At 60.1% G+C, this 16631-nt stretch carries 14 protein-coding genes; 11 read left to right on the top strand and 3 right to left on the bottom strand.

Annotated features, from left to right (window positions below; genetic code table 11):
• Position 1: 1 nt before the first annotated feature.
• The 7 genes from ACA079_RS20520 (at position 2) to ACA079_RS20550 (ending at position 7493) form a co-directional block, all read left to right on the top strand.
• Positions 2-646 (top strand): cysteine hydrolase family protein, encoded by a 645-nt coding sequence (locus ACA079_RS20520; RefSeq protein ID WP_497700716.1) that lies wholly within the window; start codon positions 2-4, stop codon positions 644-646.
• Entirely contained in the window at positions 643-1974 is a 1332-nt protein-coding gene (locus ACA079_RS20525) for a glutamine synthetase family protein (RefSeq protein WP_497700717.1), read from the top strand. The genes ACA079_RS20520 and ACA079_RS20525 overlap by 4 nt, the downstream gene beginning before the upstream one ends.
• Complete coding sequence (locus ACA079_RS20530) at positions 1958-2710, top strand: N-formylglutamate amidohydrolase (protein WP_497700718.1); 753 nt, start codon at positions 1958-1960, stop codon at positions 2708-2710. The genes ACA079_RS20525 and ACA079_RS20530 overlap by 17 nt, the downstream gene beginning before the upstream one ends.
• 57 nt (positions 2711-2767) lie before the next feature.
• The gene (locus tag ACA079_RS20535) at positions 2768-4117 is read left to right on the top strand and encodes an APC family permease (protein WP_497700719.1); all 1350 of its coding nucleotides are present in this window, start codon (positions 2768-2770) and stop codon (positions 4115-4117) included.
• A gap of 119 nt (positions 4118-4236) precedes the next feature.
• Complete coding sequence (locus tag ACA079_RS20540) at positions 4237-5253, top strand: arginine N-succinyltransferase (RefSeq protein ID WP_497700720.1); 1017 nt, start codon at positions 4237-4239, stop codon at positions 5251-5253.
• A 61-nt stretch (positions 5254-5314) separates the two neighbouring features.
• Positions 5315-6349 carry an arginine N-succinyltransferase gene (astA, locus tag ACA079_RS20545; RefSeq protein WP_497700721.1) on the top strand — a complete coding sequence of 345 codons (1035 nt, stop codon included), beginning with the start codon at positions 5315-5317 and terminating at the stop codon, positions 6347-6349.
• 274 nt (positions 6350-6623) lie between these two features.
• Positions 6624-7493, top strand: coding sequence for an isocitrate lyase/PEP mutase family protein (locus ACA079_RS20550; RefSeq protein WP_046055400.1), 870 nt, complete (start codon positions 6624-6626; stop codon positions 7491-7493).
• A gap of 600 nt (positions 7494-8093) precedes the next feature.
• Here the strand turns inward: ACA079_RS20550 and ACA079_RS20555 are convergent.
• Together ACA079_RS20555 and ACA079_RS20560 are read right to left on the bottom strand one after the other, a co-directional pair.
• Positions 8094-9338, bottom strand: coding sequence for a M20/M25/M40 family metallo-hydrolase (locus tag ACA079_RS20555; RefSeq protein ID WP_497700722.1), 1245 nt, complete (start codon positions 9336-9338; stop codon positions 8094-8096).
• Positions 9339-9490: 152 nt separating this feature from the next.
• A complete protein-coding gene (locus tag ACA079_RS20560; protein WP_497700723.1) occupies positions 9491-10564 on the bottom strand; it encodes a diguanylate cyclase in 1074 nt (357 codons plus the stop codon).
• A 193-nt stretch (positions 10565-10757) separates the two neighbouring features.
• Here ACA079_RS20560 and ACA079_RS20565 point away from each other — a divergent pair, with 193 nt between their 5' ends.
• The 3 genes from ACA079_RS20565 to hglS all read left to right on the top strand — a co-directional run bounded on the left by ACA079_RS20565 (position 10758) and on the right by hglS (position 14842).
• Entirely contained in the window at positions 10758-12212 is a 1455-nt protein-coding gene (locus ACA079_RS20565) for a flavin-containing monooxygenase (RefSeq protein WP_497700724.1), read from the top strand.
• Positions 12213-12234: 22 nt separating this feature from the next.
• The gene (locus ACA079_RS20570) at positions 12235-13176 is read left to right on the top strand and encodes an alpha/beta fold hydrolase (RefSeq protein ID WP_497700725.1); all 942 of its coding nucleotides are present in this window, start codon (positions 12235-12237) and stop codon (positions 13174-13176) included.
• A 286-nt stretch (positions 13177-13462) separates the two neighbouring features.
• Entirely contained in the window at positions 13463-14842 is a 1380-nt protein-coding gene (gene hglS / locus ACA079_RS20575) for a 2-oxoadipate dioxygenase/decarboxylase HglS (RefSeq protein ID WP_497700726.1), read from the top strand.
• A gap of 87 nt (positions 14843-14929) precedes the next feature.
• Here hglS and ACA079_RS20580 read toward each other — a convergent pair whose 3' ends face one another.
• Positions 14930-15607 (bottom strand): type 1 glutamine amidotransferase domain-containing protein, encoded by a 678-nt coding sequence (locus ACA079_RS20580; protein WP_497700727.1) that lies wholly within the window; start codon positions 15605-15607, stop codon positions 14930-14932.
• A gap of 444 nt (positions 15608-16051) precedes the next feature.
• Here ACA079_RS20580 and ACA079_RS20585 point away from each other — a divergent pair, with 444 nt between their 5' ends.
• Positions 16052-16567, top strand: a complete 516-nt coding sequence (locus tag ACA079_RS20585; RefSeq protein ID WP_054051032.1) for an Hcp family type VI secretion system effector — start codon at positions 16052-16054, stop codon at positions 16565-16567.
• Positions 16568-16631 lie beyond the last annotated feature (64 nt).

The following is a 16631-nucleotide window of genomic DNA, read 5'->3' on the forward strand; positions in this document are numbered from 1 at the left end:
GATGTTTACGCTCCCCCACCGCTCGCCTCGGGATTTGCCATTCGTCACCGATCACACCGCGCTGTTGCTGGTAGATATGCAACGCGCCTGGCTTGAGCCGCAGTTCGACCCGCACCTCAACGGACCGGACGCCGAGTACTTCCTGACCCGCACCCACATGCAGGTGGTGCCCAATCAACGCCGGTTGCTCAGCGCCTTTCGCAGCGCCCGGCAAAACGTGCTGCACACGATCATCGAAAGCCTCACCGCCGATGGCCGCGACCGCTCGCTGGACCACAAACTCTCGGACATGCACTTGCCCAAGGGCAGCCCGCAAGCGCGGATCATCGACGACCTGACCCCGGCAGAAAACGAAATCGTGCTGCCCAAGACCTCGTCCGGGGTCTTCAACTCCACCAACATCGACTACGTGCTGCGCAACCTCGGGACGCGGCACCTGATCATCGCCGGCATCGTCACCGACCAGTGCGTGGACATGGCCGTGCGTGACGCCGCCGACCGCGGTTATCTGGTGACGCTGGTGGAAGATGCCTGCGCGACTTACACCCCCGAGCGGCATCAGGCCTGCCTGAATGCAATCAAGGGTTACTGCTGGATCACCGACACCCAGACTGTGCTCGGCCGGTTGCAGGAGATGCAGCCATGAGCGAGCGCCTGTTGCCACTGCCCATGACCACCCTCGTCACCACTGACCTGATCGGCGTGACGCGCGGGCGCTCCTTTCCCACGGACGAACTCGAGCACTATCAAAGGACCGGTTGTGGCTGGGTGCCGGCCAACAGTGCGCTGACCCCGCAAGACATCATCGCCTACGCCAACCCGTGGGGCGCTTATGGAGATTTGCGGCTGATGCCCGATCCGGCCAGCCGAGTGACGGTCAGTAACGGACCGGATGCTAACGCGCCGGCGCTGGATTTTATTCACAGTGATATCCGCGAAACCGATGGCCGCCCGTGGGGTGCCTGCCCGCGTACGGTGTTGCGCAATGAGGTAGAGCGTTATCGCGCCGAGTTGGGCATGCAGGTCAATGCGGCGTTCGAGCATGAATTCAACTTGAACACCGGCGACGTTGAACACCTGGCGTTTTCGCTGCAAGCCCAGCGTCAGGGTGCCGAGTTTGGCGGTTGGCTGCTCAGCGCCCTACGTGCCGGTGGCGTCGAGCCGGAAATGTTCCTGCCCGAGTACGGTAAGCATCAATACGAAATCACCTGTCGCCCTACCCTTGGGGTGGCCGCTGCCGACCGCGCGGTGAACGTGCGTGAAATCACCCGCGAGATCGCCCGGCAAATGGGCCTGGCGTTGAGCTTCGCGCCCAAGACCTCGGAGCACGCGGTGTGCAACGGCGTGCACCTGCACGTCAGCCTGCTGGACCTGGCCGGCCAACCGGTGATGTACGACGCCGGCACCACCAATGGCTTGTCGACCCTCGGCCAGCACTGGGCCGCCGGCATCCTGCATCACCTGCCCGCACTCTGTGCGTTTACCGCGCCGACGCCGGTGTCCTACGAGCGTTTGCAGCCTCATCACTGGAGCGCGTCCTATGCGTGCCTCGGGCAACGCAACCGCGAAGCGGCGCTGCGAATCTGTCCGACGACAAGCCTGGGCGGCAAATCGGTGGCATCGCAATACAACCTGGAATTTCGTGCCATGGACGCCACGTCCTCACCACACCTGGCCATGGCCGCGGTGCTGATTGCCGGTCGGCTGGGCATCGAGCAACGCCTGGCCTTGAACGCAATCACCGATGAAGTCCCCGACTCCCTGAACGAAGAGCAACGCCAGGCGCGCGGCATCGTCGCCCTGCCCGCGTCCCTTGCCCAGGCCCTGGACTGCCTGCGCAACAGCGAGGCACTGATTGAAGCCCTGCCGAGCGCGTTGCTGGACACCTACTTCGCCCTTAAAACCGAGGAACTGACGCTGACGGAACAGCTGTCGTCCGCCGAACGCTGTGAACACTATGCGCGCCTGTACTGAATCTGCTGAGCTCGGTCTATACACCGAGCCCGCGTACACCCTGAGCCGGGAAGACTCCGGCCACCCGTTGATTCTGGTGTGCGAGCACGCCAGCCGTTTTATGCCGGCCGGGTTAAATGACCTGGGCCTGAGTCACGAAGCGGCCCGCGAGCACATCGCCTGGGACATCGGCGCCCTGGCGCTGGCCGAGGGTTTGTCCCGAGCATTGGGCGCAACCCTGTTGGCGGCCAATTATTCGCGGCTGTTGGTCGACCTCAACCGACCGCGCCAAGCCCCGGACAGCATTCCGGCGCAGAGCGAAATTTATCAGGTACCAGGAAATCGGGATCTGGACGAAGCCACCCGCGAGTACCGTCGGCAATCTTTGTTCGAGCCGTTTCACTCGCGTCTGACAGACTTGATCGACGAACGTGTCGCTCAAGGACGACCGGTGCGGGTGGTGGGGATTCACAGCTTCACGCCGGTCTATCACGGCCAGCCCCGCGTGCTTGAAGTTGGCGTGTTGTATAGAAAGGCCAAGGAATATGCCCAGCGCTTGATCGATGGCTTGAGTCAGCATCCATTGAAGGTTGCCGGTAATGAGCCGTACAAAATCAACCCGCTGGGCGACATGACCGTGCCGGTCCACGGCGATGCACGAGGGCTGGAATCGGTGTTGATCGAGGTGCGCAACGACCTGCTGCGTACGCCTGAAGACATCAATCGCTTTACCGAATACCTGGCGCCGTTGTTGTAAAGGAATCGCTTCAAACTCGCAGCTTGTAGCTGCGTTCATATCAAGGAGAACGGCTTCATGGAAATAGAAGAATTCGGCTACAAGCAAGAGTTGAAACGCAGCCTGTCGCTGACCGACCTGGTGGTGTACGGGATGATCTTCATGATCCCCATCGCACCGTTTGGTGTTTATGGCTACGTCAACGCAGAGGCACCGGGGCTGGTACCGCTGGCCTACATCATCGGCATGGTGGCGATGCTCTTCACTGCCCTGAGTTACGGCAGCATGGCTCGGGCCTTTCCGATTGCCGGTTCGGTTTATTCCTACGCGCAACGCGGCCTGAACCAGCACGTAGGGTTTATCGCCGGTTGGTTGATGCTCCTCGATTACCTGCTGATTCCGCCGCTGCTGTATGTGTACGCGGCCATGGCCCTGAATCATTTGTACCCGGACATTCCGAAGGTCGGTTTCATCCTGGCCTTCCTGGTCAGCGCGACCTTCGTCAACTTGCGGGGCATCACCTTCACCGCGCGGATGAACATCATCTTTCTGCTGGCGCAACTGGTGGTGCTGGGGATCTTCCTGTTCTACGCCTGGAACGCGCTCCACAGCGGCGGCGGTAACGGTCAGCTGACCCTGGCGCCGTTGTACAACCCCGAGACATTCAACTTCGCCCTGCTGATGCAAGCGGTGTCGATTGCGGTGCTGTCTTTCCTCGGTTTCGATGCGATTTCCACCCTCGCCGAAGAGATCAAGGGTGACCCGGGCCGCAGCGTCGGCAAGGCCGCGCTGATCACGCTGGTGGTCATGGGCGTGATCTTCGTCGTGCAGACCTGGATTGCGACAGATCTGGCGGCCGGCATGGGGTTCAAATCGGCTGACACGGCTTTTTATGAAATCGCTGAACTCGCGGCCGGCAGCTGGCTGGCAACCCTGACCGCCGTGGCGACAGCGCTGGCCTGGGGCGTTGCGGTGGCAATCACCTCTCAAGCAGCGGTGTCTCGTCTGCTGTTCGGCATGGCCCGAGACGGCAAGCTGCCAAAGGTACTGGCCAAGGTTCATCCCAAACACAACACACCGTACGTGAGCATTTATCTGGTGGCCGTGCTGTCGCTGGTGATCTGCTACCTGTTCATCAACTCGGTGGACACCCTCACCTCACTGGTGAATTTCGGCGCACTGAGCGGTTTCATGTTGCTGCACCTGACGGTCATCAACTATTACTGGCGTCGGCAAAAATCCGGACAGGTGATCCGTCACCTGATCTGCCCGGTGATTGGCTTCATCATCGTCGCGGCGATCATGTACAACATGGGCGTCGATGCACAGAAACTCGGCCTGATCTGGATTGCCCTGGGCCTGGTCTACCTGTTTGTACTCAACAAACTGGGCACCCGTGCGGTACTGCCCGACCCAAGCAACGTCTGACAAGAAAAAGAGCGGCGTCTGACAAAAATTCAGGCGACCGCCGATTGAACGCGTGGAAACCGACAGTGATAGTCAGGTTCGGTGCCAACCGCCGAGCCCTTTGATACAGGAGTGCATCCATGCTGGTCTTACGCCCAGTCGAGTTAACCGACCTGCCCCAGTTGCAGCAACTGGCGCGCGACAGTCTGGTAGGCGTCACGTCTTTGCCGGACGACACCGAATGCCTGCGCGAGAAGATTCTCGACTCCTGCGCCTCATTCGAAAAAGACGTCGAGGGTCATGGCCCGGAGAACTACTTCTTCGTGCTGGAAGATCTGACCCGAGAGCGTTTGGTGGGCTGCTCGGAGATCCTTGCCACCGCCGGTTTCAGCGAGCCGTTTTACAGTCTGCGCAACCGGCACTTCACCAGCGCCTCGCGGGAGCTGAACATCGAGCACGGCGTGCCCGCGCTGTCGTTGTGTCACGACCTCAGTGGCCATACCTTGCTGCGAGGTTTTCATATTGACGCAGCGCTGGTGCGAACACGGTTCTCTGAACTGCTGTCCCGGGCGCGGCTTTTGTTCATCGCCACCCACTCGCAACGATTTTCCGAAGCCGTCATCACCGAGATCGTCGGCTTCAGCAGCGATGAAGGGCAATCGCCGTTCTGGGATGCGGTGGGCAAGCATTTCTTCGACCTGCCCTACGCCGAGGCCGAGCGGCTTTGCGGCCTGGAAAGCCGAACCTTCCTCGCTGAACTGATGCCGCAATACCCGATCTACGTACCGATGCTACCCAAGGCGGCGCAGGACTGCATCGGCCGCATCCACCCCGATGGCCAGGAGGCTTTCGATATCCTCGAGCGCGAAGGCTTCGAAACCAACAGCTACATCGACCTGTTCGACGGCGGTCCGACGTTGTATGCGCGCACTCCCGGCATCCGCTCCATCGCCCAGAGCCAGACCGGCACGGCGAAACCGGGTGCGGCCATTGATGCCCTTGGCAGTTATCTGGTGTGCAACGATTCGCTGAAGGACTATCGCGCCATCGTCGCCGATCTGGATTACCAGGCCGGACAACCTGTGAAGTTGAGCGCCGAGATGTGCGCCGCCCTGAACGTGACCGAAGGCAGCCCGATCCGGCTGATCGCCCTGTGAGCATCACCCGGCCTCGCGCCCAACGACAGCGCCCGAGCGGGCGTGCAGAAGGAGTTGCATCATGATTGTCCGCCCGGTTCACGTCACCGACCTGCCCGCCTTGCTCAATCTGGTGCACCAGGCTGGCCCCGGCTTCACCACCCTGCCGGCCAACGAGGAACGCCTGAGTCACCGGGTGCGCTGGGCCCAACGAACCTTCGCCGAACAGGTCGAACGCGCCGATGCCGATTACCTCTTCGTACTCGAAGACGACGATCAGCAACTGGTGGGCGTCAGTGCCCTGGTGGGCGCCGTGGGGCTGCGCGAGCCCTGGTACAACTACCGGGTCGGGCTCACGGTCAGTTCATCACCGGACCTGGGTATTCAACGGCAGATCCCGACGTTGTTCCTTAACAATGAAATGACCGGCCAATCGGAGATTTGCTCACTGTTTCTGCGACCCGATCAACGCCAGGGCAGTAACGGTCGATTGCTGTCGTTGGGGCGTTTGTTGTTTGTGGCCGAGTTTCCGCACCTGTTCGGTGACAAACTCATCGCCGAACTGCGTGGCAGCGCCGACGAACATGGCTGTTCACCGTTTTGGGACAGCCTGGGCCGGCACTTCTTCAAGATGGATTTCAGCCACGCCGATCACTTGTCGGGGCTGGGCAGCAAGTCGTTCATCGCTGAACTGATGCCACGCCAACCGCTCTACACCTGCCTGCTCACCGAACAGGCCCAGGCCGTGATCGGCAAGGCGCACCCGAACACGGAACCGGCGCTGAAAATCCTCACCGCCGAAGGGTTTGCCCATAAGGGTTACATCGACATCTTCGACGCCGGCCCGGTGATCGAAGCCCCGGTCTCGAATATTCGTGCCGTGCGCGACAGCCAACCGCTGCTGCTGGCCATCGGCACGCCCGACGAGCAGGCCCCGGTGTGGCTGATCCATAACCGTCGCCTGGAAAACTGCCGCATCACCGCCGCCCAGGCCAGACAGGTGGGCAACAGCCTGATCGTCGACCGCCTCACCGCCAAACGCCTGCAACTGCAACCCGGCAACTCGGTACGCGCCGTGCCGCTGCTCAATCAACAACAGCAGTTGGTGGCGGCCTGATCTACCCGCCATTGTGGCGAGGGAGCTTGCTCCCGCTGGGCTGCGAAGCGGCCCCCCAAGCCGATACCACTTTTCTTCAGACAGTTCGCGTTCGTTGATTTTACGACTACTGCGTAGTCGAACGGGAGCAAGCTCCCTCGCCACAGGAAAGGCGCCATCTTCCCAGTGCAAAATCGTCATCATCCTTCCCCCGCTCGCGTGATAGCCTTTTGTTCCTTCGGCGTTGACACTTTTGCTCAAGCCCTTCCATTCCCATTGCAGTGGTGGAACTCATATGTCCAGGCTTTCTCATCAAGATTTGCGCCGTAACTTTCGCGAGCTGTTCGCCTCCAACGCCTGCTATCACACGGCGTCGGTCTTCGACCCGATGTCGGCCCGCATTGCCGCTGACCTGGGTTTTGAAGTGGGGATCCTGGGCGGTTCGGTCGCATCGTTGCAGGTACTGGGCGCCCCCGACTTTGCCTTGATCACCCTCAGCGAGTTTGCCGAACAGGCCACTCGCATTGGCCGTGTTGCCCAATTGCCGGTCATCGCCGACGCCGACCACGGCTACGGCAACGCGCTCAACGTCATGCGCACCATCGTCGAACTCGAACGTGCCGGTGTGGCCGCCCTGACCATCGAAGACACGCTGCTGCCCGCCCAGTTCGGCCGCAAATCCACCGACCTGATCGGGGTGGCGGAAGGCGTCGGCAAGATTCGTGCGGCACTGGAAGCCCGGGTCGATTCGGAAATGGCGATCATCGCCCGCACCAACGCGGGGATCCTGCCGGTGCAGGAAGTCATCAGCCGTACCTGTCATTACCAGCAGGCCGGTGCGGATGGGATTTGCATGGTGGGCGTGCGGGACTTCGACCACCTCGAACAAATCTCCGAGCACCTGAGCGTACCGCTGATGCTGGTCACCTACGGCAACCCGTTGCTGCGCGACGACAAACGCCTGGCCGAACTGGGCGTGCGGGTCACGATTGATGGTCACGGCGCCTATTTCGCGGCGATCAAGGCGACTTACGACAGCCTGCGGGAACAACGGCAGATCTTTACCCAGGCGTCGGACTTGAGCGCTACCGAGCTGACTCATACCTATACGCAGCCTGAGGAATACATCCGTTGGGCGGAAGAGTTTATGAGCGTGAAGGAATAACCGTTCAGTGCGTTTGACGGTGTGAACCGGTCCGACGCCATCGCGAGCAAGCTCGCTCCCACAGGTGATTGCAGGTGTACACAAATCATGCATCCACAAAAAATCCCCTGTGGGAGCGAGCTTGCTCGCGATGGCGTCAGTTCAAACACCGCTAAATCGCGGTTTTGAATCCCTCCTCCCCCTGCAACGTCCGCGCCTGAACCACATCCAGCCTTCGCGCATCAGCAGATGAGCCGAACATATTGGTAGCTCCTTATTAACGAGTTCCCACGTGTTCGACCGGCCAAGATCGTCGCGGAGCGTTGTGGGGTGGTTTTGACGGCGGTATCCGGCTTGAGAAACACCCCTCACCCTAACCCTCTCCCCAGAGGGTAGAGGGGACTGACCGTGGGTTTCTTGAGGAATCCGGCGACGTGAACGACCGAGTTGAATGCGATTTTTAAGGGATTTGCTGTTGGCCGAATCCAAGTTCGACTCAATCTCTCAGGTCGCAGTAAATAGCCAAAACAACTCGGTCAGTCCCCTCTACCCCCTGGGGAGAGGGTTAGGGTGAGGGGTCGATCCAACTGACCCACCACCCCCCTCAAAACCGCACTCAATTCAATGAGCCTTAGCCAACTCCATAATCATCCGCGACAACAGATAAATCCGCGGCGCCACGCTCTCAACCTCCGCGTATTCCTCCGGCGTATGAATATTGCCGCCCACAATCCCGAACCCATCCAGCGTCGGTGTACCCACGCCCGCTGACAGGCTGGCATCCGCCGCCCCACCACTTCCCTCTTCCGTCAACTTACGGCCAATCTCCCCATAAATCCCCTGAGCCATGGCCATCAACCGATCCGATTCCGGCGTTTGCGGCATCGGCGGCAATCCGCGCTGAAGTGTGGTGGTGACTTCGGTGTCAGCAATCAGCTTGTCTTTCGATACCCGCGCCAGATCCTTCTCGATCCGGTCAAACTCCTCCGGCACCGCCGCCCGCACGTCTGCCTTGGCGGTGGCTTGATCCGGAATGACGTTGGTGCGGTCGCCGGCCTTGAGTACGGTGAAGTTGATGGTGGTTTTCTTCTCCGCGTCGCCCAGTTTGCCGAGCTGCAAAATCTGGTGCGCCGCTTCCATGGCGGCGTTGCGTCCCAGCTCTGGCGCGACACCGGCATGAGCCGCCTTGCCCTTGACCTCGACCACGGCGGTGGCACTGCCTTTGCGCCACACCACCAGGCCATCCGCCGGGCGGCCCGGTTCGAGATTGAGAGTGACGTCGTGGGCCTTGGCGGTTTTCTTGATCAGGTCGGTGGCGATGTCCGAGCCGGTTTCTTCGCTGGCGTCGAGCAGGAAGGTGATTTGCGCGTAGTCCTTGAAGTCGAGATTTTTCAGGACTTTCAACGCGTAGATCCCGGCAACAATGCCGCCCTTGTCATCCATCACGCCCGGTCCATAGGCGCGGCCGTCCTTGATGTGGAACGGACGCTCGGCGGCCGAACCTTCCTTGAAGACAGTATCCATGTGCGCCATCAGCAGGATTTTTGCCTTGCCGGTGCCTTTCAGGGTCGCGATCACATGGCTGCTTTTGTCCGGGGTATTGGGCACAAGCTCGATGGTCGCGCCGAGTTTTTTCAGTTCGTCGATGGCGATGTCGCTGACTTTCGTCAGGCCCGGTTCATAGCCGGAACCGGAGTCGATGTTCACCAAACGTTCCAGTAACTTCAGGGCTTCGCCCTTGTACTGTTCGGAATCGGCGAGGACTTGTTTGTGTGGTTCGGCGAAAACGGCGGGAGCGAAAGCGCCAAGGGCGAGGGTCAGGCCAAGGCTGGTGGCCAGCAGGGAGCGAGGGAGTTTGAACGTCATGAATCGATCCTTGTTTCGTGTCGGGGGGTGAAAAACACCCTACCTGACTACGGCGCAAGGCTCTAGACCGAATGCGACACTTGCAACGCGAAGAGCGGACGCGGAGCGTCCATGGCTGCATTCCCACGCAGGAGCGTGGGAACGATCAGGTTTCACACCGAATCGAGTAATTCGTGATGCGGTTCGCCATCGCCGCAACAGATGACGCGGTTGCGACCGGTGGCTTTGGCTTCGTAGAGCGCCTGGTCGGCGTCGTTGAGCCACCGGGTTGCGTCGGTGTGGGCCGGGTTGAAGGCGGCCAGGCCGATGCTCAGGCTGACTGTCAGCGCCGGGCTCTGCTCATAACCCAAAGTGGCGAAACGATCACGCAGGGCATCCATCGCGGCCGCGGCACTCGTAAGCGGAAGGTCCGGGAGGATCACGCAGAACTCGTCGCCACCGTAGCGCCCGGCAACATCCGCCGCGCGCAGGTTCTGCTTGAGCATTTTGCTCAACTGGCGCAGGACGATGTCCCCGGCAACGTGGCCGTAAGTGTCGTTGATGGTTTTGAAATGATCGATGTCGATCAGCGCAATCGCCCCGCCCTGCTGCTGCCGTTTGCAACGCTGGAATTCGATCTCCAGTTGATCCTTCCAGGCGCCGTGGTTCAGCAGGCCGGTGAGGCTGTCGGTGCGGCTCAGGGCCAGCAATTCACGCTTTTGTCGGCCGAGGGTGTAGGCCTGGCGGAAGCAGATCCAGCCCAATGCCAGCGGATACAAACACATCAAGGGCAAACAGGCATACATCTGCAGTTGGCTGGTTTGCGGGATGAAGGCGGGGGAGAAAATCAGCAGTCCGACACCCATCCCGAGAATCTGCGCCACGGTTCCCGCCAACAGGAAACGTAAACCGCCAATGGCCACATTGTTCATCGCCATCATGGCCAGGGTCGTCGCGCCGGGCAGCGGATTGAAGTGCATGGCTGCGACCCAGAAGCCGCCGAGAAAGGCGTCCACCAGCAGGTTGCGGTGTTCGGCGTGATAAGGCACTTGCGCGCGGCGTGCCCATTGATAAGCCAGGTGCGGCCAGAGTACGCCGTTGAGCAGCATCGCCACCCACACCCACGGTGCAGGGTTGAGTGGATACATCGCCGCGCTCACGAGCAACAACCCCAAAGCCAAACCCAGGATTCGCGATGTATAGAGCCTCCTGGCCAGTGAAAGTCCTTTTCCTCCCGTTTTTTCCATAGAGGCCTCTGCGCCACTGAACGGAACTTGAAAACACAAGGGTTTCAAGTGTGGTGAGAGTCTATCAGGGCAACGGCAAATAGCCATCACCGGCTGGCGGTCTGAATACCAAGGCATAGGCATGAGGCGAGTGCCCAATGTTTGGCTATACATGAAAGGAGGGTTCGATCAATAACGATAAAAAAGGAGGCCCATGCAAACCTTTCAAGTGTTGATCATCGGCAGCGGATTTGGCGGCCAGTGCGCGGCGATCAATTTGCTCAAGGCAGGCATCAGCGATTTTCGCCTGCTGGAACGACGTGACTTTTTCGGCGGCACCTGGTGCCAAAACACCTACCCCGGTGCCGCGGTCGACGTGCCCTCGCCGCTCTACTCGCTGTCCTTCGCGCCCTATCGCTGGACGCAAATGTTCGCCGAGCAGGCCGAACTGCATCACTACACCCAGTACGTGGTGGAGCACTTCGGCCTGCGAGACAAGGTGGAACTGCAGGCCAATGTCGAGCGCATCGAGTGGGACGACGACGGTAAACGCTGGACGGTGCATACCGCCAGCAAAGGCATGTTCCATGCGCAGTTCCTGATCAACGCCACCGGGCCGTTGAGCCAGCCCGTGATTCCACACTTCGAGGGCCAGGAGCGGTTTCAGGGTAAGACCTTTCACACCAACAACTGGGATCACACCTACGATTACCGGCGAAAACGCGTGGCCATCGTTGGCAGCGGCGCCAGCGCGGCCCAGGTGATTCCGACGATTGCCCCGGACGTCGAGCATCTGCATGTGTTCCAGCGCACACCCCACTGGGTATTGCCTCGGGGCGACCGCGCCTTTGGACCTTTCCAGCGTTGGTTGCTGGGGCTCAAACCGGCCTACAAACTGTTGCGCTGGATGATCTACTGGCTGTTCGAAACCCGAGTGATTGCCTTCAAGTATTCGAAACCAGCGATCCGCTTGGTCCAGCAACACGCCCTGCGCTTCCTCAAACGGCAAGTGCCAGATCCGGAACTAAGGCGGAAACTGACGCCCGACTACGTCATCGGCTGCAAACGGGTGATCATCTCAAGCACCCTGTACCCGGCGCTGGGTCGCAGTAACGTGAGCCTGCACAGCCGCGAGCAAGGCATCGCCGCCATCGATGAAACCGGCATCGTCACCGAGGACGGCCAACACATCGACCTGGACCTGATCGTCTGGTCCACCGGTTACGACGCCACCGACGGGGTGATTTCCTACCCGGTCACCGGCAAAAACGGCACACAACTCAAAGATTTCTGGGCCCAGTATCCGCGGGCCTACCTCGGCACCAGCCTGCCGGACTTCCCCAACCTGTTTATCGTCACCGGCCCCAACACGGGCATTGGCCACACCTCGGCGCTGTTCATCATCGAGTCTCAGATGAACTACATTCTCGATTGCATCCGCACGTTAAAAGAACACGGTTTGCGCAGCATCGAAGTACGCCCCGAAGCAGAACGTACCTACACTGAAATGATCCACCGGGAGATGGAACGCACGGTATGGAAGTCCGGGGGCTGCCACAGTTGGTATCAAAGCAAGAGCGGTCATGTGATTGCGATGTTTCCGGGGTTCAGTTTCAGCTATCACCGGTTGACCAGGGCGCTGAAACCCGCCGATCACATTCTGTCCTGATCACGTAGAAGGAAGATGCCTGATGCTTTTGTTGGTTGTCGCACTCGCAGTTTTCGTGGCCTGGAGCTGGTTGAGTTACCCGGCCATCGGTCATTGGCTCTATGACTTGAACATGTCGATAGAGGCCAAGCTGTATGGACTGCACAAAATTGTCGTGCCGATCGCCGAAATGACCGTCTCGACCTGGCAAGGCGGGCCGTACGAAGCGTCCAGCAGCGTGCTGATGCTCCACGGCTTCAGCGCCGACAAAAATATCTGGCTGCGCTTTGCCCGGCACTTTGTTGGCAACTATCGGGTGATCATCCCCGACATCGCCGGCCATGGCGAAACCGGCTTCAAGGCGGGCGGCGGCTATGACATTCCCTTGCAGGCCAAGCGGATGATCCAGTTGCTCGATGTCTGCGGCGTCGAGAAAGTCCATGTGATCGGCAACTCGATGGGCGGCTACATGGCAGCGTGGCTCGCGGCCACGTACCCGGATCGTATTGTTTCGGTGGCCCTGATCGACCCGGCAGGTGTCACCGCCCCCGAAGCCAGCGACCTGGAGCGGCATTTGGCCAAGGGCCACAACCCGTTCCTGATTCATTCACGGGAAGAATTCCAGCGCTTCTACGCCATGACCATGGCCGAACCGCCGTGGGTACCCAAAGTGGTGCTGGACGCCATCGCGCAACGCTATGAACAGCAATGCGAGGAGCTGGAAGAAATCTTCAGGGACTTGCGCGCCAGCCCGCCGATGGAGCCGAAACTGCCCGACATCAAGTGCCAGGCGCTGTTGCTGTGGGGACACAAGGACCGCTTGATCGATGTCAGCAGCGTGGCGATCTGGAGCAAAGGCATCGCCGATCTGCGAGTGGAAGTCTGGGACCACACCGGCCATATGCCGATGGTGGAACAACCGACGAACACGGCGCGGTTGTATCGGGAATTTTTGGCATCGCTGCGCTCGGAACTTCCTGTGTAGCAGCCAAACACCGCGACCCTGTAGCAGCTGCCGAGCCTGCGAGGCTGCGTTCGGCTGCGCAGCAGTCGTGAAATCAGCCACTGCGGTGTGTCAGAAGGAACGTGCATACAGGGTTTGCGACTGCTGCGCAGCCGAACGCAGCCTCGCAGGCTCGGCAGCTGCTACAAGCTGCTACAACCAGCAGTCCTTTGCAGAATGAAGTCCGTAAGATTCTTCGTTTGTCGGCGCCGCGCAAGGCTGCGATCTTTTCTCGCATCCTTTACGTCACCGCATCAGGAATTCTTTCATGAGTCACCCGAACTTCGTCAGCCCTGACCTGATCCGCCAACGCTTTTCCAAAGCGATGTCCGACATGTACCGCGAAGAAGTGCCGCTGTACGGCGCGCTGATGGAACTGGTGGAACAGACCAACCGTCACGTGCTGGACAGCGATCCACAGATCGCCCGACAGTTGAACAGCACCGGTGAAATCCAGCGCCTGGACCTGGAGCGGCATGGCGCGATCCGTGTCGGCACCGCCGATGAACTGGCCACCCTCGCCCGGCTGTTTGCAGTGATGGGCATGCAGCCGGTGGGTTATTACGACCTGACTCCGGCCGGCGTACCGGTGCACTCCACGGCTTTTCGCGCGGTGCATGAAGCGGCGTTGCAGGTCAGCCCGTTCCGGGTATTCACCTCCCTGCTGCGCCTGGAACTGATCGAAGACCTGGAACTGCGAGCGTTCGCCCAATCGGTGCTGGATAAGCGTTCGATCTTCACGCCCACTGCGCTGATGCTCATCGAACGCGCCGAAACCCAGGGCGGCCTCACCGAACAGGAGGCCCAGGACTTCGTCGAGCAGGCGCTGGAAACGTTCCGCTGGCACCACACCGCCACCGTGACCGCCGAGCAGTACCGCAAACTCAGCGCCCAGCATCGCCTGATCGCCGACGTGGTGGCGTTCACCGGCCCGCATATCAACCACCTGACGCCGCGCACCCTGGACATCGACATCGTCCAGGCGCAAATGCCTGCCCACGGCATCACCCCCAAAGCGGTGATCGAAGGCCCGCCCCGCCGTCAGTGCCCGATCCTGCTGCGCCAGACCAGTTTCAAGGCCCTGGACGAGCCTGTCTCATTCACCGATCAAGCCGAGAATCGTGGCAGCCACAGCGCCCGTTTCGGCGAGATAGAGCAACGCGGCGCCGCGCTCACCCCCAAAGGCCGGGCGCTTTACGACCGTTTGCTCAACGCTGCCCGTGATGAATTGAAAGACTTCCCCAATGAGGCCAATGCCGCACGTTACAACGCGCTGATGGCGCAGCACTTTGCAGAATTCCCTGACACCGTTGAGGGCATGCGCCAACAGGAACTGGCGTACTTTCGCTACTTCGTCACGGAAAAAGGCTTGGGAGCCGATGAGCTGAAATCGTGGTCGCTGGAGGATCTGCTCAGCGGCGGGTATTTGCGGGTTGAACCGTTGGTGTACGAAGATTTCCTGCCGGTTAGCGCTGCGGGGATTTTTCAGTCGAACCTGGGGGATGCAGCACAAACCCACTATGGCGTGCAGTCGAACCGGCAGGTGTTCGAGAAGGCGCTGGGACGATCGACGATTGATGAGTTGGCGTTGTATGCCGAGACGCAGCGGCGCTCGATCGAGGAATGTTTCGCCGCTATTACGCGATGACACGTTGAAAAGATCGCAGCCTGCGGCAGCTCCTACATGGGAACGCGAACTCCTGTAGGAGCTGCCGCAGGCTGCGATCTTTTGATCCTATTTCAGCTTCGCCAACAACGCCTCAGCGGCAGCCTCGGACGACGCCGGATTCTGACCGGTAATCAGCAAACCATCGGTGAGCACATAACTCGCCCAGTCAGCACCTTTGGAATAGACACCCCCCTTCTCCTTAAGCATGTCCTCCACCAAAAACGGCACAACCTTCGTCAGTTGCACCGCCTCTTCCTCGGAATTGGTGAAGCCCGTCACGCGCTTGCCTTTGACCAGCGGCTGGCCGTCCGCGCCCTTGACGTGACGCAACACACCCGGGGCGTGGCAGACGGCCGCGACCGGTTTGCCCGCCTGGTAAAACGCCTCGATCAGAGCGATCGAAATTTTGTCTTCGGCCAAATCCCACAGCGGGCCATGGCCGCCCGGGTAGAAAATCGCGTCGTAATCTTCAGCCCTCGCGCTGCTCAGCAGAGCGGTAGACGCCAATGCGGACTGGGCGGCGGAGTCTTTGCGAAAGCGCTCGGTGGCCGCGGTTTGCGCGTCCGGCTCGTCGCTTTTTGGGTCCAGCGGTGGTTGACCACCCTTGGGTGAGGCCAGGGTCAACTGAGCGCCCGCGTCTTTAAAGGCAAAGTACGGTGCGGCGAATTCTTCCAGCCAGAAGCCGGTTTTCTTACCCGTGTTACCCAATTGATCGTGTGACGTTAGAACCATCAGGATTTTCATGTCGTTCTCCTTGAGTTCGCAGATGTTCATTCATCTCGGCGCTGAGTTTGACCTCCAGGCTGAAGCATTCGTTGCACCTGTCACCCTAGCGGTTCTGCTACCGGTTCTCGGCAAATCAGACGATGGGTCACCGAATGATGGCTAACCGCCTTGATGCGCAAGAAGTTGCGCACTCAACGCTGCGAAAGCCCTTCCCGGATCGCTGATCGCCCGGCCTGTCAGGCGCCCCAGCCAAGTGCGCAAGAAGTTGCGCAGTACTGCGCAACTTCTTGCGCACATTCACAGGCGATCGCCGCCGAACATTCTCCGCGAGCTCTGAAAATTCTCTCAACCATCTGATTTATATAGGCTTAATCGTTTCTGGCACGGACCTTGATAACAGTCAGGCACCCACCGGGCGATACCGCCTCCCGGGCACCCTAACTTTTAGCAAGGAGCACATCCATGGCTACACCAGCGTACATGTCCGTCACTGGCGAGAAACAAGGTCTGATCACTGCCGGCGCATTTACCGCCGACTCGGTTGGCAACACCTATCAGGAAGGTCACGAAGACCAAGTCATGGTTCAGGCTTTCAGCCACGACGTGATCATCCCGCGTGACCCGCAGTCCGGCCAACCAACCGGTCAGCGCGTCCACAAGCCAGTTGTGATCACCAAGGTGTACGACAAGGCTTCGCCACTGCTGCAGGCGGCTCTGACCTCCGGCGAGCGCATGAGCGAAATCGTTATCCAGTGGTACCGCACCTCGGCTCAAGGTACCCAAGAGCACTACTACACCACCAAACTGGAAGACGCGATCATCGTCGCCATCAACAACAAAATGCACAACTGCCAGGATCCGTCGAACTCGCACTTCACTCACCTGGAAGAAGTGCAATTCACCTACCGCAAAATCACCTGGACCCACGAAGTATCCGGTACTTCGGGTTCCGATGACTGGCGTCAGCCGGTCGCCTAACTCAGGCCGACCGTCTCAAGCATCGGCCAGCTCTGCTGGTCGATGTTGTTTTCGCCCTTCCAGA

It is taken from the genome of Pseudomonas sp. LBUM1645, assembly GCF_059716185.1.